At 66.4% G+C, this 25396-nt stretch carries 28 protein-coding genes and 1 tRNA gene; 14 read left to right on the top strand and 15 right to left on the bottom strand.

Annotated elements, in window-relative coordinates:
• Positions 1-19 precede the first annotated feature (19 nt).
• From HHL13_RS01405 to HHL13_RS01390, 4 genes are all read left to right on the top strand, one after another.
• A complete protein-coding gene (locus tag HHL13_RS01405) occupies positions 20-547 on the top strand; it encodes a hypothetical protein (RefSeq protein ID WP_169553996.1) in 528 nt (175 codons plus the stop codon).
• Between the two features lie 43 nt (positions 548-590).
• Positions 591-1298, top strand: a complete 708-nt coding sequence (locus HHL13_RS01400; RefSeq protein ID WP_169553995.1) for a DUF922 domain-containing protein — start codon at positions 591-593, stop codon at positions 1296-1298.
• Positions 1299-1340: 42 nt separating this feature from the next.
• Positions 1341-3206: a M1 family metallopeptidase gene (locus HHL13_RS01395; RefSeq protein ID WP_169553994.1), complete on the top strand. Its 1866-nt coding sequence runs from the start codon at positions 1341-1343 to the stop codon at positions 3204-3206.
• A gap of 88 nt (positions 3207-3294) precedes the next feature.
• Positions 3295-4551 carry a hypothetical protein gene (locus tag HHL13_RS01390; RefSeq protein WP_169553993.1) on the top strand — a complete coding sequence of 419 codons (1257 nt, stop codon included), beginning with the start codon at positions 3295-3297 and terminating at the stop codon, positions 4549-4551.
• 7 nt (positions 4552-4558) lie between these two features.
• Here HHL13_RS01390 and HHL13_RS01385 read toward each other — a convergent pair whose 3' ends face one another.
• From HHL13_RS01385 to HHL13_RS01360, 6 genes are read right to left on the bottom strand one after another with little or no spacing between them, the layout of a single operon-like run.
• A complete protein-coding gene (locus HHL13_RS01385) occupies positions 4559-4834 on the bottom strand; it encodes a hypothetical protein (RefSeq protein ID WP_169553992.1) in 276 nt (91 codons plus the stop codon).
• Positions 4795-5136, bottom strand: a complete 342-nt coding sequence (locus HHL13_RS01380) for a DUF423 domain-containing protein (protein ID WP_169556710.1) — start codon at positions 5134-5136, stop codon at positions 4795-4797. The genes HHL13_RS01385 and HHL13_RS01380 overlap by 40 nt, the downstream gene beginning before the upstream one ends.
• Positions 5136-5618 (bottom strand): hypothetical protein, encoded by a 483-nt coding sequence (locus HHL13_RS01375; RefSeq protein ID WP_169553991.1) that lies wholly within the window; start codon positions 5616-5618, stop codon positions 5136-5138. The genes HHL13_RS01380 and HHL13_RS01375 overlap by 1 nt, the downstream gene beginning before the upstream one ends.
• Positions 5615-6076, bottom strand: coding sequence for a hypothetical protein (locus HHL13_RS01370; RefSeq protein WP_169553990.1), 462 nt, complete (start codon positions 6074-6076; stop codon positions 5615-5617). The genes HHL13_RS01375 and HHL13_RS01370 overlap by 4 nt, the downstream gene beginning before the upstream one ends.
• Complete coding sequence (locus HHL13_RS01365; RefSeq protein WP_169553989.1) at positions 6073-7860, bottom strand: cation:proton antiporter; 1788 nt, start codon at positions 7858-7860, stop codon at positions 6073-6075. Before HHL13_RS01365 ends, HHL13_RS01370 begins: the two co-directional genes overlap by 4 nt.
• The gene (locus tag HHL13_RS01360) at positions 7860-8297 is read right to left on the bottom strand and encodes an iron-sulfur cluster assembly scaffold protein (protein ID WP_169553988.1); all 438 of its coding nucleotides are present in this window, start codon (positions 8295-8297) and stop codon (positions 7860-7862) included. Before HHL13_RS01360 ends, HHL13_RS01365 begins: the two co-directional genes overlap by 1 nt.
• Positions 8298-8527: 230 nt before the next feature.
• Between HHL13_RS01360 and HHL13_RS01355 the strand changes: the two genes are divergently transcribed.
• Positions 8528-9349 carry a phytanoyl-CoA dioxygenase family protein gene (locus tag HHL13_RS01355; RefSeq protein WP_206376816.1) on the top strand — a complete coding sequence of 274 codons (822 nt, stop codon included), beginning with the start codon at positions 8528-8530 and terminating at the stop codon, positions 9347-9349.
• Positions 9350-9440: 91 nt separating this feature from the next.
• Here HHL13_RS01355 and HHL13_RS01350 read toward each other — a convergent pair whose 3' ends face one another.
• The 4 genes from HHL13_RS01350 to radA all read right to left on the bottom strand — a co-directional run bounded on the left by HHL13_RS01350 (position 9441) and on the right by radA (position 12828).
• Positions 9441-10013, bottom strand: coding sequence for a CvpA family protein (locus tag HHL13_RS01350; protein WP_169553987.1), 573 nt, complete (start codon positions 10011-10013; stop codon positions 9441-9443).
• Between the two features lie 68 nt (positions 10014-10081).
• Entirely contained in the window at positions 10082-10645 is a 564-nt protein-coding gene (locus tag HHL13_RS01345; RefSeq protein WP_169553986.1) for a lipocalin family protein, read from the bottom strand.
• A 52-nt stretch (positions 10646-10697) separates the two neighbouring features.
• Positions 10698-11354: a DsbA family oxidoreductase gene (locus HHL13_RS01340; RefSeq protein ID WP_206376815.1), complete on the bottom strand. Its 657-nt coding sequence runs from the start codon at positions 11352-11354 to the stop codon at positions 10698-10700.
• A gap of 88 nt (positions 11355-11442) precedes the next feature.
• Positions 11443-12828, bottom strand: a complete 1386-nt coding sequence (radA, locus tag HHL13_RS01335; RefSeq protein WP_169553984.1) for a DNA repair protein RadA — start codon at positions 12826-12828, stop codon at positions 11443-11445.
• A 129-nt stretch (positions 12829-12957) separates the two neighbouring features.
• On the opposite strand from radA, the gene HHL13_RS01330 reads away from it, so the two are divergent.
• Positions 12958-14061 (top strand): helix-turn-helix transcriptional regulator, encoded by a 1104-nt coding sequence (locus tag HHL13_RS01330; protein ID WP_169553983.1) that lies wholly within the window; start codon positions 12958-12960, stop codon positions 14059-14061.
• A 1-nt stretch (position 14062) separates the two neighbouring features.
• Here HHL13_RS01330 and HHL13_RS01325 read toward each other — a convergent pair whose 3' ends face one another.
• On the bottom strand, positions 14063-15160 hold the full coding sequence (locus HHL13_RS01325) for an alpha/beta hydrolase (RefSeq protein WP_169553982.1): 1098 nt from the start codon (positions 15158-15160) through the stop codon (positions 14063-14065).
• Between the two features lie 213 nt (positions 15161-15373).
• Here HHL13_RS01325 and HHL13_RS01320 point away from each other — a divergent pair, with 213 nt between their 5' ends.
• Both HHL13_RS01320 and HHL13_RS01315 read left to right on the top strand, forming a co-directional pair.
• The gene (locus tag HHL13_RS01320) at positions 15374-15814 is read left to right on the top strand and encodes a surface-adhesin E family protein (RefSeq protein ID WP_169553981.1); all 441 of its coding nucleotides are present in this window, start codon (positions 15374-15376) and stop codon (positions 15812-15814) included.
• Between the two features lie 129 nt (positions 15815-15943).
• Positions 15944-17092, top strand: a complete 1149-nt coding sequence (locus tag HHL13_RS01315; protein WP_169553980.1) for a glycosyltransferase family 1 protein — start codon at positions 15944-15946, stop codon at positions 17090-17092.
• A 148-nt stretch (positions 17093-17240) separates the two neighbouring features.
• Here the strand turns inward: HHL13_RS01315 and HHL13_RS01310 are convergent, their stop codons facing one another.
• Both HHL13_RS01310 and HHL13_RS01305 read right to left on the bottom strand, forming a co-directional pair.
• The gene (locus tag HHL13_RS01310) at positions 17241-17564 is read right to left on the bottom strand and encodes a DUF2218 domain-containing protein (protein ID WP_169553979.1); all 324 of its coding nucleotides are present in this window, start codon (positions 17562-17564) and stop codon (positions 17241-17243) included.
• Positions 17565-17644: 80 nt separating this feature from the next.
• Positions 17645-18253 carry a PadR family transcriptional regulator gene (locus HHL13_RS01305; protein ID WP_169553978.1) on the bottom strand — a complete coding sequence of 203 codons (609 nt, stop codon included), beginning with the start codon at positions 18251-18253 and terminating at the stop codon, positions 17645-17647.
• Positions 18254-18371: 118 nt separating this feature from the next.
• On the opposite strand from HHL13_RS01305, the gene HHL13_RS01300 reads away from it, so the two are divergent.
• The 6 genes from HHL13_RS01300 (at position 18372) to HHL13_RS01275 (ending at position 23179) form a co-directional block, all read left to right on the top strand.
• Positions 18372-19691: a replication-associated recombination protein A gene (locus tag HHL13_RS01300; protein ID WP_169556708.1), complete on the top strand. Its 1320-nt coding sequence runs from the start codon at positions 18372-18374 to the stop codon at positions 19689-19691.
• Positions 19692-19970: 279 nt separating this feature from the next.
• Positions 19971-21377 (top strand): serine hydrolase, encoded by a 1407-nt coding sequence (locus tag HHL13_RS01295; protein ID WP_240953588.1) that lies wholly within the window; start codon positions 19971-19973, stop codon positions 21375-21377.
• Between the two features lie 10 nt (positions 21378-21387).
• Complete coding sequence (locus HHL13_RS01290) at positions 21388-21735, top strand: hypothetical protein (protein ID WP_206376814.1); 348 nt, start codon at positions 21388-21390, stop codon at positions 21733-21735.
• A gap of 172 nt (positions 21736-21907) precedes the next feature.
• Complete coding sequence (locus HHL13_RS01285) at positions 21908-22768, top strand: hypothetical protein (protein ID WP_169553976.1); 861 nt, start codon at positions 21908-21910, stop codon at positions 22766-22768.
• A gap of 17 nt (positions 22769-22785) precedes the next feature.
• Positions 22786-22861, top strand: a tRNA-Thr gene (locus HHL13_RS01280).
• A 24-nt stretch (positions 22862-22885) separates the two neighbouring features.
• Positions 22886-23179 (top strand): hypothetical protein, encoded by a 294-nt coding sequence (locus tag HHL13_RS01275; protein ID WP_169553975.1) that lies wholly within the window; start codon positions 22886-22888, stop codon positions 23177-23179.
• A 7-nt stretch (positions 23180-23186) separates the two neighbouring features.
• Here the strand turns inward: HHL13_RS01275 and HHL13_RS01270 are convergent, their stop codons facing one another.
• Together HHL13_RS01270 and HHL13_RS01265 are read right to left on the bottom strand one after the other, a co-directional pair.
• Positions 23187-23663 carry a GNAT family N-acetyltransferase gene (locus HHL13_RS01270; protein ID WP_169553974.1) on the bottom strand — a complete coding sequence of 159 codons (477 nt, stop codon included), beginning with the start codon at positions 23661-23663 and terminating at the stop codon, positions 23187-23189.
• Entirely contained in the window at positions 23660-25363 is a 1704-nt protein-coding gene (locus HHL13_RS01265) for an ABC transporter ATP-binding protein (protein WP_169553973.1), read from the bottom strand. Before HHL13_RS01265 ends, HHL13_RS01270 begins: the two co-directional genes overlap by 4 nt.
• Between the last annotated feature and the right edge of the window lie 33 nt (positions 25364-25396).

Genomic DNA, 25396 nt, shown 5'->3' with positions numbered 1-25396 from the left:
TGCGCTAACCTCATGCGCTATGCGGGTTCGGGGCATCGGCGGATGGCGGCAAACGACATTGCTTCTCGCCATTCTGGCGATTCCGGTCGTCGCATTCCTGATCACCAAACCATCGTTTCGCGCAAGCGAAGTGGATCCGCTCCCGATTGTCCGTGAGGCCCAACGCAAATCCTTTTGGGGATCGACCCCAAAATGGATCGATTGGACCGATGAAAAGCGGATCTTCCGCGAAGTCCGTGATGCGGGTTACTTATATTGCTACCGCTTTGGAAAAATCGACGAAGCCTGCTCCAGCGATCAGGATGAGGCCGTCCATACCGCAGTGCTTCTGCTGATGGTCGATCGCGAGCAGCGTGGCGCGAAAAACAAGTCAGGGTTTAGCCGCGAGCAGCTTTGGGTTGCCGAGCACCCCCACATAACGCGCGATATTCGTGCCTATTGCTGGAAGCTCTACCGCGACCATGGCGGCAAGGATGCGCGCCTCATTGCATCGTGCCTCGCTAACCTGCCGGCATTTTCTCCTATGGTCGATCTTCCGGTCGATTAGTCCCTTCTGGCAATCCCCCGCCCCCTGCGCCACCATGCTGCGCATGGGGACCATGCCCGTCCGTCTCGACACGATCGATCGCTTCGCAAAGCGCGGGCTGTGGATGTGCCTGCTCTGGCCGATGCTCGCCGCGCCCGCGCCCTTGTTCGGTCCGCCCGCCATGCCGCCGGAGCTGCGCAATGTCGGTAGCGTGGAGATTCAGGAATTCGATGTGACGGGCGTGACGCTGGGCGAGATCCGCCAGTCGGTCGAGGACAATCTCATCGAGTCGCCCGGCATCGACGATCTCGCGCTGGCGACCACGCGATCGCGGCTCGAATGGGACTGGAACAGCACGACGACTTCCGACGGCGGATGCCGGATCGGCACACCGGTCGCCGATCTGGACTTCCGCGTCCTGCTGCCGCGCCTCATCAGCACCGGGCAATCGCCCGAGGTGCTCGATCGCTGGAAACGCTATCGCCGGGGGCTCGAGATGCACGAGGCCCGGCATGTCCATATCACGCTCGACTATGCCCGGCGCATCCGCCAGGCCGCGACCGGTCTCGAATGCACCGAAGCGGCAAAGGTGGTGGCGCAGCTCGAACGCGAAGCGACGCTCGCGCACGACGCGTTCGACGATCAGGTCTGCGCGGCGTGGAACCGGGGGGACACCGGCCAGTCCGCGCGCGACGAATGCACCGAAGTCTATCTCGAGCCGGATCCGCCCCGCAGGGTCGCGGCGCCGATGCCGGATGCCGTCGCCCGATAGCCGTCAGTTGCGGTTCATCGCCCATCGGCATAGCAGGGCGCCATGCGTAACTTCATTGCCTCGCTCGCCGCGATCTTCCTCGCGCTTCCCGCTGCCGCACAGGTCGCCCCGATCCTCACCACGCCCGAAGCGAAGGACGTGTGGACCCGGGCCCGGCCCGAAATCGCTCGCGTCACCCATGTCGATCTGAACCTGCGCGCCGATTTCGCCGCGAAGACGATGACCGGCCACGCCACGCTCGACATCCTCGCAGCGAAGGGTGCGAAAGAGATCGTTCTCGACATCGACGACCTCACTATCGCCGCGATCACCGACGCTCGCGGCCGCGCGCTCAAGTACACGGTCGGCGCCGACGATCCCGAACTGGGCAGCCCGCTCACCATCCAGCTGGGTGGCAGCAAGCGGATCATCATCCGCTACACGACGAAGCCCGGTGCCAGCGCGCTCCAGTGGCTCGCGCCCGAGCAGACCGCCGGCAAGCTACAGCCCTATCTCTTCAGCCAGGGTCAGCCGATCAACAATCGCAGCTGGATTCCGACGCAGGACAGCCCCGGCATCCGTCAGACCTGGTCCGCGACGATTACCGTCCCCGGCAATCTCGTCGCGGTGATGAGCGCCGCGCGCCTCAACGACGGCAAGGCGAAGGCCGCTGCCAATGGCGAGCACAGCTTCAGCTTCAAGATGGACAAGCCCGTCCCGCCCTATCTGATCGCGCTCGCGGTCGGCGATCTGAAGTTCAAGGCGCTCGGCCCGCGCTCGGGCGTATGGACCGAAGCCTCGATGCTCGAAGCCGCCGCGACCGAATTCGCCGATATCGAGAAGATGATCGACGCCGCCGAGGCGCTCTATGGCCCGTATCGCTGGGGCCGCTACGACATGCTCGTCCTGCCGCCCGCCTTCCCGTACGGCGGCATGGAAAATCCGATGCTGACCTTCCTCACGCCGACCATCCTGACCGGCGACCGCTCGAACACCGATGTCGTCGCACATGAGCTGGCGCACAGCTGGTCGGGCAATCTCGTCACCAACGCGACCTGGTCGGACAGCTGGCTCAACGAAGGCTTCACCACCTATTTCGAGAACCGCATCATGGAAGCGCTGTACGGCGCCGAGCGTGCCGCGATGTATAGCGATCTCGACTGGGACGGCCTCCAGCGCGACATCCGCCTCGCCGGCGGTCCCGATGCGCTGCCCACCCGCCTGCATGGCAATCCGGGCGAGACCTATGGCCAGCTCGATTATTTCAAGGGATCGGTATTTCTCCGCACGATCGAGCGCACCGTCGGCCGCGAGCGGTTCGACGCCTATCTCCGCTCCTATTTCGACCGCCACGCCTTCCAGCCGCAGACCACCGCAGGCTTCCTCGCCGACATTCGCGCCAATCTGATCAAGGGCGACAAGGATCTGGAGGAACGCCTCCAGCTTGATCGCTGGGCCTATGGCGCGGGCCTCCCCGCCAATGCCGTCCATGTCACCAGCACCACGCTGGCCGCAGTCGATGCCAAGCTCGAAGCGTTCAAGGCCGGTGGCCCGGCCAGCGCGGTCCAGCCGATGGGCTGGAGCACGCAGGAATGGCAGCGTTTCCTCAACGGCCTGCCCCGCCAGCTTCACGCAGCGCGCCTGAAGGAGCTCGACGAGACGCTCGGCCTGTCGGCGTCGAACAACGCCTATGTCCGCTCGGCCTGGCTCGATCTGGCGATCGGCAACCGCTACGAGCCCGCGCTGCCCTCGCTGCGCGAGTTCACGCACAGCGTCGGCCGCGGCCTGCTGATCCGTCCGCTCTACACGCGGCTGATGGAGCAGGGCGACTGGGGCAAGGCAATCGCAAAGGACCTCTTCGCCTCCGCCCGCGCCGGCTATCACCCGTCGACGGCGGCCGGGATCGAAAAGATTCTGAATCCCAAATAAGCCGTCCGAAATGGCGAGTTGATCCAATACAACTCGTTTCCGATATGCAACGATCTCCGCTCGATCATCTGATGCGCGGAGAGAATGCATGTCGGCGGCCGGAACCTGGGACTTCGTCTATGGCATCACCAACCGCGGGCTGAACGGCCTGCTGGGCCAGATCGCCGCCGCTTCGCCCGGCCTGTTCGGCACTACGGTCGCCATCAACGGAGCCCAGGTCGAAGCGGTAATAGTCCAGATACCGACCGCCCATATCGCTTCGCTTCAGCCGGTCGCGGGCAACAGCGCTTCGGCCGCGGTAACACTCGGCTCACCCGGCACGCAGGTGCTGGTGATCCCCTCCACCACCGGCTTCGCACCGGGCGACGTCAGCGTCACCTGCGGCGTCCAGCTCAACGGCTCGACGCTGGCGTGGCAGGTCACCGCTGACTCGATCAGCTCCACGGCGCTCACCGCCTATCCGGGCCTCGCCGATCAGGTATCGGGCGGGCTGGCATTCCATATCTATGACACGCTGCTCCAGCCCTTCCAGCTCACGCTGGGCGCGCCGATGGTCGACAATCTCGGCGCCTTCTCGCTCACCTCGATCGCGATCGACGGCAGCCACGCCGCGATCCTCGCCTTCAGCGCCCTCACCTCGTCGACCCTTGTTCTTCCGGATCCGGACGCGAGCTGGCTGACCGGCGGCGCCTTTGTCGGTTTCGGGCCGAACCTGCTCAACACGATCATCGCGCCGTTCCTCGTCCCGGCGACCCAGAATTCGGGCAGCCCCGATCCGAATCTCAGCTGGGACTATTCAGTCCCGCTTATTCCCGATGCCGGCACTGGCCTGCTCGCGACGATCGGCCGGTCCGATCTCCCGCCTTCGACCGTTCTGATCGCGTTCGATCTCAACACCATCACGCCGGTGACGCTGCACACGCCGGAGCCTTTCCCCAACTTCATTTATGGCGTCGAATTGTCGGGGATCGCCTATGCGCAGATGCGGATCGACTTCGAACCCATGCCGTCGCCCGGCACGTGGCAACCGGTCGGCACGATCACCATCCTCGATTCGACCCAGGTCTTCGTGAACCCGACGCAATATATCTACGATATCGGCGTCGATTCCTGGTCGCTCGACTTCGGAGACCTGATGACCGAGGGTCTGATCATCGCCATCGGCAACGCACTGATCGGCCTGAGATTCCCGCTGATGATGTTCGAAACGATCGCCGTCACCCCGCCTCAGGGGCCCGCGCTCGCGCTGAATTTCATCAATCCCACGGCATCGGCACTGGCCGCGCCTGGCAACAGCGCGATGCTGGTGGTGAAGGGCGATATCGGCGTGACGGCGGCCAGCTAGACTCGCTTCATTGCAGGCAGGTCCCCAGCGCGTGTGCCAACAGTTCCGGCGACATCATCCCCGGCACGATCAGCATCGCCAGCAGAATCGCCGCCAGCGTCCGGTCTGAGCTTTCGCGGTAGAGCAGCAATGCGGTCAGCACCGGCGGCACGATGCTGAGAGGGAGCACCCACGGCCCTCTAGCCGCCAGCAGCACCAGCACAACCTCTCCCGCCAGCACCAGCTGGCGGGCGACGGTGAGGTTCAGGCAGCTCGCTCGCGCGCAGCGCCGATCGCCAGACACACCCAGCCCGCGATCAGCAGCACCCCGCCGATCGGCGTCACCGCGCCCAGCCAGCGCGGCAGCCCCAGCGCCATCAGGTACAGCGTCCCCGCGAACACCAGCCCGCCCGCCACGAACATGACGGGAGACCAGCGCATCCCCATCCGCAACGCCACCAGCGCCGCGACGGCATGCACCATCTGGTACTGCGCCCCGGTCTTCAGCCATTCCTGCGCCACGCCCGTCGCGCCATGCGCCCCGAACGCGCCCGCAATCACCGCCAGCGCGCCCGACAGGCACGCAAGGATCGTCATCGTCCGCATCATCTCGCCACGCTCCGTACCCGCCCCGTACACCCGCTGCGCCGGGCAATGTCCTGCAGGATCGTCAGGTCCGCCGCATCGATCCACGAGACCCCGTCGTTCAGGTGGATCCGCACCGGATACCGTTCCGGCGCGCGCATCGGAATCCCGGCATTGAAGCCGCCATCGCGCGTCCGCAGCGAGATCAGCAGATCGACGCGCACGGCATGGCGCTCCTGCGCAGATACTTGGCTTTCGTCCGGCACGCTATCGGGACGCGTCCGCAACAGCGCCGCCACCAGTTCGCGCCGGTCGCGTCCGCGCGGCTCGCAGGCGCGCGTCTCGACGATGGTCACCCGCGCATCGCCGGGCGGCGCAGCTTCATAGGTTGGCGGCCGCGTGTAGCGCATCGAAACCGAGGTGATGCCATATTCCCCGTCCGCCGGCCCGGCACACCCCGCCAGACCCGCCAACGCCGCCAGCATGAATGATCCGTTCTTCATTCGCCGGTCTCGGGATAACCGCACCCCGCGTCCGCGGCCACATCATGCACCTGCACCAGATCTGCCGGGTCGAGCCACGCCAGCCGCCCGCCAAAGAAGATATGCGCCTTCCCGCCTTCCTCGTCCGGCCTCGCGATCACCGCGACCAGATCGGTCCTGCCGGCGCGCCGGAAGCGGATCACCATGTCGGCACCCAGCCCGTCGCGCATCTCCTTCAGCGCCTGCGCCCGCTTCAGCGCATCGATCATCCGCTCGATCTGCCCGCGGTTCAGATCGCATCTCTTGCCCTCGCGCTCGGGCACGATATCGTCGGCAAGCACCTCGCTTCGCTCGATCCACGCATCGCCGATCGTCGCCACGTCGATATAGTCGAACGCCGAAGCCCGCTGCGCCATCGCTTCCGGCGCCGTTAGCAGCGGGGCCAGCAGCGCAGCGAAGGCAAGCGCGAGCAGCCTCACCCGGTCTTCTCGATATCGTCGACCAGCGCCGCGGCCAGCGCCTCGGTGCTGAACATCGTCTCGCGCGCCGCGCGCAGGTCTCCGGTATCGCGCTGGATCTTCAGCCGTGCCGAATCCCGGCGGCGATATTCGGCTTCGGTCTTCTCGATCTCCATGTGATCGACGCCGACGGCCTCCATCGCCTTGCGCGCCATCGCGATCGCGCTTTCCAGAACTTCGCGGACGATCCCCGTTACCGGCGCGCCCTTCAGCTTGATGATGCTGCGCCGGTCATAGGCGCGCACGAAGATGCTCGCCTGCGGGAAGGCATGGTGGATCGCCTCGATCGCTTCGGTGTCCAGCTTGTCGCCGTCCTGGCAGAACAGGATCAGTTCGGCATCCGCCGCACCAGCCAGCCGCAACAGGTCGATCCGCGTCCCGTCGCCATAATAGACCTTCGATCCGAAATCGCCGGCCACGTCGATCATCTCGACATCGGTGTCGATCAGCGTGACGGGGATGCCCTGCCCCATCAGCATCTGCGCCACCGTCTGGCCGAAGCGGCCGTAACCGACCACGATCGCATTGCTGCCATCATGCTGCGGCCCCTCGCGCTCCTCGCCCGGCGCGGCCTCGCCATCGACGCGCAGATTCTGCGTCAGCATCATCAGGAACGGCGTGGTCGCCATCGAAAGCGTCACGATCGCGCCGAACAGGCTCGCCGCCTCGCCGGTCACCAGATACGCCGCCTGCGCCTGCGCGAACAGAACGAAGCCGAATTCGCCGCCCTGGCTCAGCAACAGGCCCAGCGCGAACGCCGCGCGCCGCTTCATCCCGAACAACATGGCGATGCCCATGATGATCACTGTCTTGGCCGCGATAAGCGCAACCGCCATGCCCGCCACGAAGAACGGCCGCTCGGCGATCGCGTTCAGGTTCAGCGTCATGCCCACCGCGAGGAAGAACAGCCCGAGCAGGATCGAGCGGAACGGCTCGACATCGGCTTCCAGCTCGTGCCGGTACGGGCTGTCGGCCAGCATCACGCCCGCGACGAACGCGCCCAAAGCCGCCGACACGCCCAGCCACTCCATCAGCGCCGACGCCGCGATCACCGTGAAGAGGCCCGCAAACACGAACATCTCGCGCTCGCCCAGATTGCCGATCAGCCGGAACAGCGGCCGCAACAGATAGCGGCCCGCCAGGATCAGCCCCAGCACCGCCGCCAGCGTATAGAGCCCCAGCAGCCAGCCCGGCGTCCCGCCCGCGTCGGCCGGATTGCGGCTCATCGCGGCGGTGATGGTGATCAGCGGGATCAGCGACAGGTCCTGGAACAGCAGGATCGCAAAGGCGCGCTCGCCGAACGGTGTGCGCATCCGTCCCGCCGATTGCAGCATCGGCAGCACCTGCGCGGTCGACGACAGCGCCAGCGGCAGGCCCAGCGCGAACGCCGCTTCGACCGAGAAGCTCGTCCCCAGCAGCACGATACCGGAGATCGCCAGACCGCACAGCACGACCTGCAACAGGCCCAGCCCGAAAATGTCCTTGCGCAGCCGCCACAAGCGGCTCGGGCTCAATTCCAGCCCGACCAGGAACAGCAGCAGCGCGATGCCCAGCTCGGCAATGCCCAGCTTGCCCTCTGCATCGCCGACCAGTCCCAGCACATGCGGCCCCACCAGCGCACCGGCGACGAGGAAGCCCAAGGTCGCGCCCAGCCCCAGCCGGCGAAAGATCAGCACGAATACCAGCGCGAAGCCGAGCAGCGGCACGCCGTCCCTCAGCAGCGACATCCCCCCATGATCTTCCATCAGGCCGCCTTCCCTCTCGCCGCCAGTTCCGCCGCCTCCGCCACCGCCTCGAACGCCAGCCGGATCGAGGGATGCCGCGCCCGGTGCGGCAAGGCCGGTTCGAACAGGCTCAGCCCCGGCCAGTCCGGCGCCGCCTCACGCTCGCCCGCCAGCCACGCCGCCAGTTGATCCCGCGCCTCGGCCAGTTCGGCGACGCCTTTCCCGCGCACCGCCGCCGACATCAACGCCGCCGAAGCCTGACCCAGCGCGCACGCCCGCACCAGCATCCCGATCTCCGTCACCCGCCCCTCGCCGTCCAGATCGACATCCACCGTCACCCGGCTCCCGCACACCGGCGATCGCTTTTCGACGCTCGCCTGCGCCCCCTCGATCCGCGCGTGAAACGGGATCGAAGCCGCAAGGCGAAGAATTTCGGCGTTGTAGAGAGGCGCGCTCATTCCCCCCGATGTAGGCGAGCGGCACGCGAAGGGCGAGAGGGCCGACCAAATTCCTCCCTGGCACAAGGAAGGGGCCGATTTCGCGCCTCCCCCGAAGCAGCCGTTCATGTTGCGTCCACTGCCGATCGCATTATGTTGAGCGCATGAAGTTCATCACTCTCAATCGTGCGTCCGCCTTTCCGCTGATCTAGGCCAGCCGGTTTCGGCTCACTCGGTGGCTTTGCCGCCAGATGGCCCACGCCTTTTTGAGAGACTTTATGCGAAACAAATCAGATCCTGCGCTCAGCGCAGAAGAAGTTGACTCGTTCGTGCGAGACGGCTTCGTCCGCATCGACGAGGCCTTTAGCGAACATACCGCGGAGCAGGCCCGCTCGATCCTGTGGAACGCCACCGGTTGCACCCCCGACGACCGTTCATCATGGACCCGGCCAGTCATACGCCTGGACCAATTCGGCCAGGCCCCGTTCCGGGAGGCGGCGAATACGCCGAAGCTGCACGCGGCATTCGATCAGCTTGTCGGTGCTGGCCGCTGGTGGCCTCGTGACAGTCTGGGAACCTTTCCGGTTCGCTTCCCCTCCGAAGATGCAGCCGGCGACGACGGTTGGCACATCGACGTGAGTTTCGGGTACGAACACCCGGACTTCATGGAATGGCGCGCCAATGTGAGCAGCAAGGGACGAGCACTGCTGATGCTGTTCCTGTTTTCGGATGTCGGTGCCGATGATGCGCCGACCCGCATTCGTGTCGGCTCGCATTTCGACATCGCCAGGCAACTCGCGCCGGCCGGCGACGCTGGCCTGACCCTTCGCGAGCTTGCCGCAGATGGGTTTGCCGGCTCCGCGCATCGGCGAGAGGAACTGGCTTTGGGCAAAGCGGGCACAGTCTATTTGTGCCATCCCTTTCTCGTGCACGCCGCGCAACGGCATCGTGGAACAACACCGCGGTTCATGGCCCAACCGCCTTTGATGCCACGTGAGCCCGTCTCTCTGTGCCGGCCGGACGGAGACTATTCTCCTGTCGAACAGGCGATCCTGAACGCGATCTCTGGCTGACAGGTAATCTTGATCGGCCCGTTTGCTTCAAGCCCGCGAGGGTGAGAAGCGGACGGGCCCCGTTCCCGCCTACCGGTTCGCGACCTGAGGCTCAGTCGCCCGAACTCACATTCTCGAACTCGGCTTCAGCCGCATTGTCCGTATCGCCCCCGAACACCGGCTCGCCCTTGCGCCGCTTGTCCACGAAATCCGCCACGAACGCGCTCGTCGCGTCGAGCAGCGGATAGGTCGTCGACTGGGTGATCCATTCCGGCCGCTTCGCCGGGCCGCCGCGCACGGTGTCGACCACCAGCACCAGCAGCAGGAAGGCGATGCTGACCAGCACCAGCCCCTTCAGCGCGCCAAAGCCCAGCCCCAGCGCGCGATCGACCGGGCCGAGGAAGCTCTGCCGCGTCCGCGAACCCACGGCATTCGCGATCAGCCGCCCGCCGAAATAGGTCACGCCCGCCAGGATCGCGAACGACAGCACCGCCGCGCCCTGCGCCGTGCCCACCGGTCCCGACAGCGCCGACGCCAGCGGGGTGTGCAGCAGCTTGAGCGCCAGCACGATCACCAGCCACACTGCCAGCGCGAGAATCTCGGTCACGAAGCCGCGAATGAAGCCCAATATTGCCGCGCCGCCGATCGCGATCAGCACGATGATGTCGAGTCCGCTGAATGCCATTGTCGAATCCCTCCGCCCCGCGGCGATGATAGGGTGTCGTGCGCGTTAACGAAAGCCGCGCCGCGCGCTCAGATGTGGCGCGTCAGCCGCAGCGCCCAGCGGTCGTATCCCAGCGTCTCGACGCGCTTCAGGATCGCTTCGGTCACCGCCGGCGCGGGCTTGGCCTCGCGCGTCAGCACCCACAGATAGCGCCCGCCGGGCTCGCCGACGATCGACCAGTCATACGCGTCGCCATGATCGAGCACCCAATAGTCGCCGGTATAGAATGGCCCGAAGAATGAGACCTTTAACTTTGCATTGGTCTCTTCGTCCGCGACGATCGCATGGCCCTCGACAAAGCTCCGCTCGCCCTTCGGCCCGCCCTGAGCGCCGCTGTTGGCGACGATGATCGTCCCGTCCTCGTCCAGCGAATATTCCGCCGTCACCGCGTCGAGGCCCTTTTCGAAGCGGTTCTCGTGCCGTGCCAATTCGAACCATTTGCCCAGATAGCGGTCCAGATCGACGCTCTTGGCGGGCTCGGGCACCTTGGGATTGATCACCGGCGGCCGCGTCGATCGCGAATAGAGGAACGCGCCGCCGATCGCGGCAGCCGCCACGCCCGCGGCGATCTTGAGGGCAGTCGATTGCTTCATCCGCTCATGATGCGATGCCGCGGCGCGAAATGGTAGGCCCCAATTCCGCGCCTCAGGCTTCCTTCGCCGCGATCAGGCGCAGCTGGCGCTCATATTCCTCCGGGGGCAACCCGCCCGAGATCAGGTAGCGATCGTTGACCACCACGGCCGGCACGCTGTTGATCCCCCGGCTCTGCCACAGTGCCTCTTCGGACCGCACCTGATCGGCATAGCCGCCGGATTCGAGAACCGCGCGCGCCGCCGCGCCGACCAGGCCGACAGATTCCGCGGCGGCGACCAGCGCGTCATGGTCGCCCGGATCGGCCTGGTCAGTGAAGTTCAGCACCAGCAACCGGCGCTTCAATTCCAGTTGGCGCCCTTCTTCCCTGGCCCAGGCAAGCAGGCGGTGGGCATCGAACGTGTTGTAGATGCGGCTGTCGTCGGACGAATTCATCACCACGCCGACACTCGCGGCACGCTCGCGGATCATATCGCGATTGGCACGGATCTGCGCCGGCGCCATGCCGTATTTCTGGCTCAGATGCTCAAGGCCGTTCTGCCCGCCCGCCGGCATTCCCGGGTTCAACTCGAACGGGTGGAAGCTGATATCCGCGACGACCTCGCCCTGCAGCGCGTCGAGCGCCTGTTCCAGCCCGCCCAATCCAACCGCGCACCAGGGACAGGCGATGTCGGAAACAAAATCGATCTTGAGCTTGGTCGTCACGGGCATCTCCGATGAAGTGACGCCAAGGTTGGGGCTACCGCCTCCGTCGGCAAGTCCCGCATCGCCACAGCCCCCCGCAAATGATCCGCCGGCCTCACCGCCCCAGCAAATGATCCACGAAACTCCCCAGATCCTTGAACCCCGACAGCGACAGCGCCCCCTTCTCCTTCGTCATCGCCGCCGGAGCCAGCGCTCGCCCGAACCCCAGCTTCGCCGCCTCGCGGCACCGCAAGGACCCATGCGCCACCGGCCGGATTTCGCCCGACAGCGCGATCTCGCCGAACGCGACGCAATCGCTCGCCAGCGGCCGCTCGCTCAGCGCCGACACCAGAGCCGCCGCCACCGCCAGATCCGCCGCCGGGTCCTGCACCCGGTATCCGCCCGCAATGTTCAGATAGACTTCGCAGGCCGAGAAGCTGAGGCCGCACCGTGCCTCCAGCACCGCAAGGATCATCGACAGGCGCGAGCTGTCCCACCCCACCACAGCCCTGCGCGGGGTGGCACCCGAAGCCAGCCGCACCGTCAACGCCTGTACCTCGACCAGCACCGGCCGCGTCCCCTCCAGCGCGGGGAACACGATCGTTCCGGTCACGCTCTCGTCCCGCGACGTCAGGAACAGCGAAGACGGATTGGAGACTTCCGAAAGCCCCTCGCTCTCCATCGCAAACACGCCGATCTCGTCGGTCCCGCCAAAGCGGTTCTTCACCGCACGCAGGATGCGATAGAGGTGGCTGCGCTCGCCCTCGAACGCCAGCACCGTATCGACCATATGCTCCATCACGCGCGGCCCGGCGATGCTGCCGTCCTTGGTGACATGGCCCACCAGCACCACCGCCGTCCCGCGCTCCTTGGCGAAGCGGATCAGTTCGCCCGCCGCCGCGCGGACCTGGCTGACGGTGCCCGCCGCGCCTTCGATCAGGTCCGAATGCATCGTCTGGATGGAGTCGATGATCAGCAGCGCGGGTGGCTCGCCCCCCAATTCTGAACTGCTTCCCATCGTCGTCAGGATATCCCGCACCGAAGTCGCCGCCGCCAGCAGCACCGGCGCATTGCCCAGCCCCAGCCGTCGCGCGCGCAGTCGCACCTGGTCCGCGGCTTCCTCGCCCGAGACATAGGCGACCTTCAGCCCGCGCATCGCCACCTTGGCCGCCGCCTGCAGCAGCAGGGTGGATTTGCCGATTCCCGGATCGCCGCCGATCAGCGTGGCGGACCCTTCGACGAACCCGCCCCCCAGCGCCCGGTCCAGCTCGGCGATTCCGGTCGACATCCGCTCGGGCAGCGCCACATCGGCGTCCAGCCCGGAGAGCAAAATCGCCCGCCCGCCCGATTGCAGGTTATGCTTCGCCGAAAATGGCGTCACGTTCCCGCCCGCATCCTCGACCAGCGAGTTCCAGTCCCCGCAATCGGCGCACTGCCCCGCCCATTGCGACGTGACCGACCCGCAGGCCTGGCAGACATAACGTTTCCGGGGCTTCGCCATGCGGCGTTGGTAACGTGAGAACAAGAAGGGAACAAGTTAAATTCTCTCTCCCCTCGGGGGAGAGGGAGTCTGGCCCTCCACACCGAATTATGCCACCCAATCTGCACCCCAGCGCAGGAACGGCAATAGATGCACAACGCCGCCCAGGAAGCCGAACTGATCGACCGCATCTACGAATGCGCCGTCGTCCCGGAACTGTGGCCGCAGGTGCTCGACGATGTCGCGAAGATGACCGGCAGCCGCGGCGGACTGCTCTTCTCCGCGCGCAAGTCGCTTTACTGGACCGCTTCGGAGACCGTCCGCGACGTCTTCGCCGAATATGTCAACGACGGCTGGTTCACCCGGTGCAGCCGCCGCGTCTGCCTCTACAGCCGCAGCGAGCCTTCCTTCTTCGTCGAACAGGATTTCTGGACCGAGGAGGAACTCGACGCCAATCCGATCTATCGCGACTTCTTCCGCCCGCGCGGCCTCGGCTGGTCGGCGGGTACCGGCCTGGCGGTCCCCACCGGGGACAATATCGTGTTCAGCGTCGAGCGCGAATATGGCGGCGGTCCGATCCAGCCCGAACAGGTCGCCTGGCTCAATTCGCTCCGCCCGCATCTCGCGCGCAGCGCCTTCGTCACCGCGCGCCTTCGCCTGCAACGCGCGCAGGGCGCCAGCGAAGCCCTTACCGCGCTTGCGCTTCCCGCGGTCCTGCTCGACGGAAACGGCGCGGCGATCGAAGCCAATCCGCTCGCCCGGGATCTTGGCGATCTGATCGTCTGGGGCGCGAACAACCGCATCCTGCTGGCCGACAAGCGCGCCAACGAGATGCTCCACGGCGCGCTCGCCGCAATCGAAGTCACGGCGGAAACGGCCACCCGGTCCTTCCCGGTTCGCGACGCTGACGGAAAGGCGGCGATGGTCGCGCATCTTATCCCGATCAAGCGCTCCGCCCACGACATTCTCGGCACAAGCTATGCCCTGCTGATGCTCACCCCGGTCGCTGCCGAGCGCCGCCCGTCGAGCGATCTGGTCAAGTCGCTGTTCGATCTCACCCCGTCCGAAGCCCGCGTCGCCGGCGCCATCGCAACCGGCAAGACGCTCGAGGAGATCGCCTCCGACGGCAATGTCGCGATCACCACGGTTCGCTCCCAGCTTCGCCGCGTGCTGGAAAAGACCGGCTGCACCCGCCAGGCCGAAGTCGCCGCGCTCCTCGCCAACATCGCGATCGGCCCCGCCAGCGAAGCCTGAGCTATTTCCTCAGGCGCTTGTCGAAGAAGCGCACCACCACGTCATAGACTTCGCGCGATTCGGGCAGGTCAGGGTCCATGTGGAAAGCGTGCGGCAGCCCTTCCCACACATGCAGCTCGGCTTCGACGCCCTGCTTCACCATCCGCGAATGGGTATAGACGGTCGAACTCAGCGCAAAATCGCGCGTGCTCGTCACCAGCAAAGTCGGCGGGAACTTCGCCAGCAGTTCCAGGGACCGCGCCGGAAAGGCCAGCGGATCGTTGGGCGATACCCCGGTGAAATAGGGGTTCACCGCCATCGTGTGCGCCGAAGTATCGTACACGAAGCGCGAGGAATCGCCTTCGGTCCAATAGACCCCGCCTTCGCACAGCATCGCGATCGCCCCGGGCAGCGGCAGCTTCTCCTTCAGGAACCACGCCACGCTCTGCGCGGTCAGCAGCCCGCCCGCCGAGCAGCCGAAAATGCCGATGTCGCGCGGGTCATGGGTTTTCAGCAGCTCGCGATACACCGCCGCCACATCCTCGCTCGCCGCGGGAAAGGTGAAATCCGGCCCCATCCGGTAGTCCACGCTGACGACCTTGATCCGCCCAATCGCCGCGATCGGCACGGACTCGATCCGGCTCAGCGTCCGCGCGCCGCCCATGAACGCGCCGCCATGCACGTTGATCAGCACGCGCCGCCGGTTGGCCGGGGCGATCCCGCCGCGCGGCATCACCACTTCGGTCCGCACCCCGCCCATCAATTGCTCGGTGATCGAGACGTCGAACTGCGCGCGTAGCTTCGCGTAGCCGGGCGATGCGTAGAAGGCTTCGGCCTCGCAGGCGCGGATTGCGGGGATGTCGGCCTTCGCCGCGCCCGCCATCGAGGGACAGGAAACCGGTGCGTTGCTCGGCCGCGGCTGGGGCGGCGCGGGCGGCGGGTTGCGCTGCGCGTTCAGCACCGCGCGCGTTTCGGGGCTCAGCAGGGTGGACTCCGGAAAGGTCCGCGCAGGGGCATGGACCGTCCCGTCGGCGTCGACCGTCTGCGCGCTCGCCGCGACCGGTCCGATCGCCAGCAACCCCGCCAAAATCCCGCACACCATGCCTGCCGGAAACCCCATGACGCCCTTCTCCTGCCGCTCGCTTGCCCAGCGAGTCGTTCCACAAAACAAATACAGTTTTATATTTGATACACAATGCCGGACGCGGCGCATGTCGATCCATCCTCCAAATGGAGGATGACCGCGCCTGCTCCACCGGCGCACCTTGCGTCTCGTGAGGCGCTGGCTCGGAAGGACCGGTCGGCTGCCCCCGCACCATTTTAGGAGGATGTCATGCGTTTGCTTCTCGCTGCCGCCGCGCTCGCGCTGCCGATGTTTCCCGCCACTGCCGCCGCTCAGGAATGGGTCCGCGTCGGCGGCAACGAACAGCTTGCGGCCTATGTCGATTCCGCTTCGATCTTCCCGAGCAGCGGCAAGATCGTCGCCACCACCTTCTCGGGCTATTCCAAGGCGCTGGGCGATACCCAGATCTGGTTCACCGCGGTGAAGATCGAATATAACTGCAATGCCAAGCAGTTCCGGACGCTCGAATATACTTTCTACGACAAGAGCGGAAAGTCGCTCGGCACCGAGCCTTCGGCCACGATCGACCAGATCCGCACGATCACGCCGGGCAGCATCGACGAAGCCTATATGAAGTACGCCTGCACCAAGAATGGCGGCGTGCCCGTCCAGAGCCCCTTCGACGACACCCGCCAGCGCCTCCCGCGATAACGGCCTGCCGGGCTGCCGGGCGGGAGGCTGAACCTCCCGCCCGGCGCTGATCGCGCGCCTGCGCTTGATCCCCCGCAAATCCCCCAAACTCGACACCGGGATCGCCGGGCGCTATTCGCCCGCCCCAATATGAAGACCGAAGATCTCCGCGTTGCCCTGTTCAGCGGCAACTATAATTACGTCCGGGACGGCGCGAACCAGGCGCTGAACTTCCTCGTCGGCCACCTGCTCAATCAGGGGGTGAAGGTCCGCGTCTATTCGCCGACCACCGATACCCCGGCGTTCGAGCCGACCGGCGATCTGGTCAGCGTGCCCGCCTTGCCGATGCCCGGCGGCCGCGACGAATATCGCTTCGCCACCGGCATCAAGAAGGTGCTGCCCGATCTCGAGGCGTTCAATCCAAACCTCGTCCATGTCTCGGCGCCCGAAATCCTCGGCCACCGCGCCGTCACCTGGGCGCGCAGCAAGGGGATCACTTCGGTCGCGTCGGTCCACACCCGGTTCGAAACCTATCCCCAATATTACGGCATCGGCTTCCTCACGCCGCTGATGATCCGCGCGCTCACCCGCTTCTACAATCGCTTCGACGCAGTGCTCACCACCGGCCCGATGATGACCGAGCTGATCCAGAGCTGGGGCGTGAACAAACCCATCAGCATCTGGTCGCGCGGCGTGAACCATGACCGCTTCAATCCCAACATGCGCAGCCTCGAATGGCGCCGCTCGCTCGGCATCGCCGACGATGAAGTCGCGATCGGCTTTCTCGGCCGGCTGGTGCTGGAAAAGGGCCTCGACGTCTTCGCCGACGTGATCAAGCGGCTCGACGCGCGCGGCGTGAAGCATCGCGTGCTGGTGATCGGCGAAGGCCCCGCGCGCGAATGGTTCGCCGAACGCGTGCCGCAGGCGGCGTTCGCCGGCTTCCAGTCGGGCGACGATCTCGGCCGCGCCGTCGCGTCGATGGACGTGTTCTTCAATCCGTCGGTGACCGAGAGCTTCGGCAACGTCACGCTCGAGGCGATGGCCGCCGGCGTCGCGGTTGTCGCCGCCTATGCGACCGGCCCGGTCGGACTGGTCGAAGACGGCGTCACCGGCATCCTGTGCGATCCCAAGGACATGGAAGCCTATACCGACGCCATCGCCCGCTTCGCGACCGACCACGAGTTCCGCAAGGCCGCCGGTGCCGCGGGTCACGAACTCGGCAAGCGCTACGAATGGGACCGCATCAACCAGGCCGCGCTGGACACGTACCTCGAAGCAATGGCGCGTAAGGGTCTGTAACCAAAAAAATCCTCCCCCGGAGGGGGATGGGGGGACCGCGAAGCGGTGGAGGGGGCTTGCCACAGGCGATATCGCGTGGGGCGCTCCCCCTCCGTCAGCCTTTGGCTGCCACCTCCCCCTCCCGGGTGAGGATTTTGCCGATCCACCGCTACTTCCAATCGAACCCCAACGGCGCCTCGCGAAAAGCGAACCGGTCGAGATGCCGCGCAACCGCGCCCTTCAGCCCTTCCAGTTGCGCCTCGCTCGACGCGTCGATGCGCACGTCCAGCCCGCCTTCGGCGACGTTGAACGTCACCACCGCATCGCCCGGATGGTCCGCGCCGCGCGCGTCCTTCGGAAAGATCACGGTGCCGTTCTCGGGCGTGAATTCGACCTGCAGGTTATGGCTCCAATGCTTGCACAGCTGCTGGAGATAGCGGCTCGCGCTTGCCGTGGGGACAAGGGCGCTGCTGCTGACGGTGGCGATGGACATGATACTTGCTTCCGAAGTTTGCGTTGCGGCCGGGTGCAGCCCCAGCCGCCGCCTGAGAATTTGGAGACGGGTCAAACGGCTTACAACCGCTCGATCTTCTGCACCGCCTCGTCGATGATCGCCGCCACCTGGTGCAGCGTGTCGGGATCGATATCCTCGCGGGTCAGCCGGTCCTGCAACGCGCTGCGCAGATTGCCCATCGCGCGGCGCACGGGCCCGCCGCTGGTCCGTTCGGACACCGAACCCAGTTCCGCGAGCCGGGTCAGAAGCAACTTCAGAGTCTCGGACTGTTCAGTCAGCTGTTCGGTGCCCGCTTGGGTCACCGCGAACTGCTTCTTCGCGCCATCGGTCTTCTGCTCTTCGATCAGGCCCATATCGACCAGCATCGTCAGGGTCGGATAGACCACGCCCGGGCTGGGCGCATAGGCCCCGCCGCTCAGCGCCTCGATCTCGCGGATCAGGTCGTATCCGTGCCGCGGCGTCGCCGCGATCAGGCTCAGCAGCACCAGCCGCAGCTCGCTCCCGTCGAACATCCGGCGGCGTCCGCCACCGCCACGCGCCCCGCGCCCGCCATCGGGCCCATGCCCCCAGCCGCCGCCGAAGCCACCCCCGAAACCACGTCCCCGGCCCATGCCGCGCGTGGCGCAATCGCGGCCCTTCCGGCCGCCATGTTGAAATCCAAATCGCATTCGTAAAATCCTATATGAGCGAATCAAGATGCGTCTAAGATATATCTTGAAAGAGATTATGCAAGCCCGTTCCGTACAAACTTCGCAAACCAGCGTGGATGCTACTATCTGGTCGGCGATGGCCGATCTCTTCGCGACCCACGATTCCCCCGCCCCGCCCGAGGAACTGCCCGAGGGCGCGCCCCTCGCCGACCGCCTCCGCCCCCGCCGGCTCGAGGATGTGGTGGGTCAGGAGCATCTCACCGGCCCCGAAGGCGCGATCGGCCGCATGGTCGCTGCCGGCCGCCTGTCCTCGATCATCTTCTGGGGCCCGCCCGGCACCGGCAAGACCACCATCTCGCGCCTCCTCGCCGATGCCGTGGGCCTCAGATTCGTGGCGATTTCCGCGGTATTCTCGGGGGTTGCCGATCTCAAGAAGGTCTTCGCCGAGGCAAAGGACCATGCCCGGATCGGCCGCAAGACCCTGTTGTTCGTGGACGAAATCCACCGCTTCAATCGCGCCCAGCAGGACGGCTTCCTGCCCTTCGTCGAAAACGGCACCGTCACGCTCGTCGGCGCCACGACCGAGAACCCCAGCTTCGAACTGAACGCCGCGCTTCTCAGCCGCGCGCAGGTTCTCATCCTCCACCGCCTCGACGCCGCAGCGCTCGATCGCCTGCTCCAGCGCGCCGAGGAACTGGAGGGCCGCCCCCTCCCCCTCAACGAAGCCGCCCGTGCCGCGCTGATCGCCAGCGCCGACGGCGATGGCCGCTTCCTGCTCAACCAGGCCGAGACGCTCTTCTCGGTCAACCTGCCCGAACCGCTCGATCCCGCTGGGCTTTCCGCGCTGCTCCAGCGCCGTGTCGCGGTGTACGACAAGGATCGCGAGGGCCATTACAACATCATCTCGGCGCTCCATAAGTCGATCCGGGGTAGCGATCCGCAGGCCGCGCTCTACTATCTCGCCCGCATGCTCACGGCAGGCGAAGAGCCGCTCTACGTCCTGCGCCGCCTCACCCGCGCTGCCGTGGAAGATATCGGCCTCGCCGACCCGAACGCGCTGGTCCAGTGCATGGCCGCCAAGGACACGTACGACTTTCTCGGCTCGCCCGAAGGCGAACTCGCCATCGCCCAGGCCTGCGTCTATCTCGCCACCGCGCCCAAATCGAACGCGGTCTATATGGCGCAAAAGGCCGCATGGCGCAGCGCGAAGGAAACCGGCTCGCTGATGCCGCCCGACAATATCCTCAACGCCCCGACCAAGCTGATGAAGGACATCGGCTACGGCAAGGGCTATGCTTACGATCACGATGCCGAGGACGGCTTCAGCGGGGCAAACTACTGGCCCGACGAACTGCCGCCCCAGACCTTCTACACGCCCACCGAACGCGGCATGGAAAAGCGTATCGCCGAACGCATGGCATGGTGGGACGAGATGCGCCGCAAGAAGCAGGAATAGCGCAATTTTCCTTCCCTGGCGAAGGCGGGGGCCCGTTGCGAAGATGGGCGTAACGAAGTGATGCGCTCACCAACGATCTCCCGCCAACTTGGCCCCAGCCCTCGCTGGGGAGTGCGTCTCCACGAAACGCTTCCAATGTAGGATTTGGTCTGCTTTCGTCCGCCTATGGCCAGCACGCTTTCGACTCACCCGCATCCGATCCCGCGCCGTTCGCGCAATGGCGTCCGCGCCCGGAAGCTTTTTCCGCAATATAGGTGTCAACCGTGTCAACCGGCCGGATTGCGCCGCACGCTCGCAGTGCTGGCCTTCGCTGCGCTGCCGTTGCTCGCTTCCCCCGCCTTCGCCCAGCAACAACGCACCCCGACCGCCTACGAACGCAGCATCGCCGCCGGCTACAAGGCGCTCACTTTGTGCAGCGCGATGTTCAACGGCGGCCGCACCCAGGCGCAGGTCGAGGGGCTGGAACTCACCGGCATCTACACCGATTATCAGCCGCTGATCCCGATGCTCGCCGCCAGCATCAGCCGCTACACGACCAGGCCAAAGACCGGCGCGCCACAGCTCTGGGGCGCCAGCGTCTCGGTGCGGTTCGACCAGAATTTGCCGCCGCGCCGCGCCGACTGGCGCCACGATCGTGGCTGCACCATCCTGCCGCCCGGCTCGACCGCGCCGTCGCCTGCCGCCAGCTTGCCCTCGGCGCCGTTCACGCCCTTTGCGGGCAGCTTGGACGACCGCCCCTGGCCGATGGGTCAGGCAGGCCTCGTCCCGCGCGTCATCCCCGTGCTCGAAGGTCCGGTCGCGAAGGCGCTGAGCGGCGGCTATCAAGGCCGCACCACCTCCGTGATCGTTGTGCAGGACGGCCAGATCGTCGCCGAACGCTATGCCGCCGGCTTCGGCCCGCACAGCACCCAGCGCACCTGGTCGGTCGCCAAGAGCATCGCGGGCACCGTGACCGGCATCGGCGTGCGGCAGGGTCTTGTCCGCACCGCGCAACCCGCCGGCCTGTGGCGCGGCGACACCCGCGCCACCATTACGCTCGACAATCTGCTGCGCATGGCCAGCGGCCTTCACACCGCCTATGCCGGCAACCGCACCGATGCGCTCTATTTCGGCGGCACCACGGTGGACGAGGAAGTCGCCTATTGGCCGATCGAGGCCGCACCCGGCACGCGCTTCCGCTATTCCAACGTCGATATCGTCGCGGCCAGCCGCGTATTGCGTGGCGCGATAAGGAACGACGCCCGCTATGCCGCTTTCCCGCGCACCGAATTGTTCGCCAAGCTGGGCATGACCCGCACCGTCGCCGAGCTCGACGCGGGCGGCAATCTCGTCCTTTCCAGCCAGATCTGGTCCTCGGCGCGCGACTTCGCCCGGCTCGGCATGTTCTGGCTGAACGACGGCGTGTGGCAGGGCCAGCGCATCCTGCCCGTCGGCTGGATGAAGTATATGACTACGCCTAGCGGTCCCCAGCCCGCCACCGGCGCGGGCTATGGCGCGACTTTGTGGCTGTTCGGCCCGGCGCAGGGCCTTCCCGCCGGCACCTTCGCGGCACAGGGCAATCGCGGTCAGGTCATCTTCGTCGTGCCCTCGCGCAAGATCGTCGTCGTCCGCCGTGGCGAGGACGGCGTGGGCAGCGCGTTCGACGCTCCCAAATTCGTCGCCGACGTGCTCAAGGCGCTGCCATGAGGAGCTTGCCGTGAAGGACTGGGACGACGCCGTCGCCACTGCCTTCGCGCTTCCCGAAGTGCGCATGGAGAGTTTCTACGGCACGCTCTGTCCCAAGCTGAACGGCAAGGCGATCCTCTCGCCCGGCCGCGAACCCGGCAGCTTCTGCCTGATGGTCCCGCTCGCCGAGAAGGAAATGCTGATCGAAACCGATCCCGATACCTTCTGGGAAACCGCTCATTATCACGGCTATCCGGCCGTGCTCACCCGCTACGGCACCGGCGCGCGAGACCGCATCGCCCTCTACATCCAGCGCCGCTGGTGGGATCTCGCGAAGAAGCCCCAGCGCATCGCCGCCGGGATGGAAGAACGCCCATGACCCACTCAATTCCTCCCCGGAACGGGGAGGGGGACCGCCGAAGGCGGTGGAGGGGCCGCCGCGGGACGCGGCGGTGTCGCTGTCCGCAAAGGTCTTACCGCCGTGCTTCGCCCGGCGGCCCCTCCACGACCGCTTCGCGGCGCTCCCCCTCCCCGTGCCGGGAAGGAACCAGGTGACTCCCTTCACCAGCTTCATCGCCATCGACTGGTCCGGTCAGGCGATCGAGCGGCCCAAGGGACTCGCGGTCGCCCGCTGCACCGCCGGCGCCGCCGCGCCGCAACTGGTCGAACCGGCAGGCGGCTGGTCGCGCCCCGCGATCCTCGACTGGCTGATCGGCCTGAACGAACGCGCTCTGATCGGCCTCGATCTTTCCCCCGCCTTCCCGTTCGCCGACGAAGGCGCCTTCTTCCCCGACTGGCCCGAAACCCCCGCCGATGCCAGATCGCTCTGGCGCATGGTCGATCAGCTCTGCGCCAAAGACCCGCATCTCGCCGCGACCAGCTTCGTCGCGCATACCGAAGCCCGTCGCCATTTCCGCCAGCAGCGCGATTGCGGAGACCTGTTCCCCGCCGGGCGCGGCCGCTTCCGCATCTGCGAACATGGCCAGGCGCAGGCAGGCCTCTCGCCCTATAGCTGCTTCAACCTTGTCGGCGCCGCGCAGGTCGGCAAATCCAGCCTCACCGGGATGCGCGTGCTCCATCGCCTCGCCGGCCGCATTCCGGTCTGGCCGTTCGATCCGCTGCCCGAAACCGGGCCGGTGATCGTCGAGATCTATACCGCGCTCGCCGCGCGCACCGCAGGGATGCGCAAGGGCCTGTCCAAGATTCGCAACGCCGCGACGCTCGACGCGATGCTCGAGGCGCTTGGCTCAAGCCCGCACAGCCCGCTCGCCCGCTACGACGATCACGCAACCGACGCGATCCTCACCGCCGCATGGCTTCGTACCGCCGCCGAACGTCCCGAAAACTGGCGTCCTTCGGGGCTCACGCCCGATCTGGCGCAAACCGAAGGCTGGACCTTCGGCGTCGCCTGACGCAAGGAGGCGCCCGCGCCGGTTTAGCTCAGATGGTAGAGCAGCGGTTTTGTAAACCGAAGGTCGCGGGTTCGATCCCTGCAACCGGCACCATGATTACCGTTGGAGGGGGACGGAATGATCGACACGCTGACCGCCGATTCGTTCGAGCCGCATCTGAACACGCCGTTCGCGATCAACGTCGAGGGGCAGGAAGAAGTCCTCACCCTCGTCGAAATCGAACGGTACAAGGCATCCGGCGACAATCGCGCGCCGTTCGCGCTGACCTTCCACGGCTCGCTCACCGACGCGATGTACGAATCGCAGATGCTGCCGCTCGATCATGGCGATATGGGCAGGCTGGATATCTTCGTCTCGCCGTTCGGTCGGAATGCGGACGGCACCTATCGCTATCACGCGGTCTTCAACTGATCCCGCTTCAGCGCGGCTTCCACGTCATCGCGACATCGGCGCCATCCAACCCGGTTTCGACGAAGCCCTTGCGCAGATAGAGAAGCCGCGCGGGATTGTGCGGGCGCACGTGCAGATGCACCGGCCGCCCCGCCGCCGCCGCGTCGGCCAGCACCCGGTCCAGCAGCGCCCCGCCCAGCCCCTTGCCCTGCCATTCGGGCATCAGCGCGATGTCGACCAGATGCCGCCCGTCCATCGCCCGCGCGACATAGAGCCGTCCGACCGCTTCGCCGCGATGCTCGACAACCCACCAGTCGGCATCGGCATAGGCGGCGCGATAATGGCTTCGTTGCAGGTTGAACTGCTGGGCCAGCAGCATCTCGATCTGCGCGTCCGCCAGCCCGGCCGCCGCGAACTCGGCATGACGTCCCGACACGAACAGGCGGCGCAGAAAGGCTTCGTCCTCCGCCGCCTCCGCTCGCAGGCTGAACGCCGGCACCTTCACGAAACGACGCGCCCGTCCGCGACGCGGATCACCTGATCGCACCAGCTCAGGCTCTCTTCGCGATGCGAGATCATCAGGATCGTCGGGCGCGGATCCAGCGCCTTGATCCGGTCGAGCAGCGCGGCTTCGCCCGGTGCGTCGATCGCGTTGGCGGCCTCGTCGAGTACCAGCAACCGCGGCTTTCGCAGCAGCGCGCGCGCCAGCCCGATCCGCTGACGCTCGCCACCCGACAGCAAAGTCCCGCGCTCGCCCACGACCGTGTCGAGCCCATGCTCCATCCGCGCCACGATCGCGGTCGCCCCGGCAAATTCCAGCGCGGCCGCCATCTCGGCGTCGGTCGCGTCGGGGTTGCTCCAGTTCAGGTTCCGCCGGACGGTGTCATGGAACAGGAACCCCTCCTGCGAAACATAGGCGATCCGCTGCGCCCAGCCGCTCCGCAACCCGCCTTCCAGCACCGCGCCGCCGACCCATACCGTCCCCGATTGCGGCGACAACAGGCCCACGATCATGTCCACCAGCGTCGTCTTGCCCGCGCCCGACGGCCCGGCGATACCCGCGAACGTTCCTGGCTCGATCCGCACCGTCGCGCCGCCCACGCCGCGTCCGCCGGGATGGTGATAGCTCGCTCCCTCCAGCTCGATCGCGCCGTCCGGCGGGTCCACCGGCTCGCTGCGATCTTCGCCATCGACGCGCAATTCGCGCTCCAGACCGCGAACGGCTTCGAAGCTGGGCAGCGTGAACACGAATTGCTGCGCCGCCTGATAGAGCTGCAGCGCCGGTCCGCTCATGCGTCCGAACACCAGCACCAGCGTGATCAGGATCGCGGGCGAGACCTTGAGGATACCGAAACCGACCAGCACCACACCCGCGCCGAGCAGGCTGGAGACCATCGCGAACACCAGCCGCCCGCGCGCCTGCCGCTGCTGGAAACTCAGCTGGCTGCTCCGGATATCGTTCTGGATCGTCTCGAACTCCGCGATGAAGCTCGCTTGCGCATTCTGCGCGGCTGCGGTCTTCAGGCCGGTCAGGAAACCGCCCGCATTGCCCATCATCGCTTGCCCCGATCGGACCAGCCTCGCACCCAGTTCGCGTGTCGTGTCTTGCGTGGCGAGGAACACCGCTCCGCCGATGCCGAACAGCACGACCGCCACCGCCGCAAGACCGGGCGCGAGCGAGAAGGCAATCGCCGCCTGCACCACCAGCATCGCCGAGGTGACCACACCCTGCACCATGAAATAGGATGAACTGGCCAGCCGCTGGATTTCGGTGGTGATGATGTTGGTCACCCGCGCATGGCGCAGCCCGACCACGCGGTGCCACGGTGCCTCCGCCAGCGCGCGCATCGCCCGGTTGCGCTCGTTTTCGATGAAACCGGTCTGCAATCGCCCGATCGCCATGTCGCGGGCATAGAGCGTGAACGCGCGCACCGCGCTCAGCGTCACGAACACCAGGATCAGCAGACCAAGCTGCTGGAACTGGGTGGTCAGCCCGAACCCGCGCAGCAGGGTGGAGATATAACCGTTTCCGCCCTCGACCACGACGCCGATGATCGGCACCAGCAGCAGCAATCCGGCGCCATCGACGATCGCGGACGCCATTAACAGCGCGCCCACGCGCACGCCGCGCCAGCCGGCATAGGCGATGAACGCGCCGACCATGCCCGAAGCCGCGCGCGACAATTCGCGCATCCGTGAAACCATGCCCCCGCTCATGCCGCAGGGCTTAGCGGCCGG

This window comes from Sphingomonas sp. G-3-2-10 (assembly GCF_012927115.1).
Lineage (GTDB): Bacteria > Pseudomonadota > Alphaproteobacteria > Sphingomonadales > Sphingomonadaceae > Sphingomonas.
Note: the sequence above shows the minus strand (reverse complement) of the source record. Positions and strands in the feature narration are given on the sequence as shown.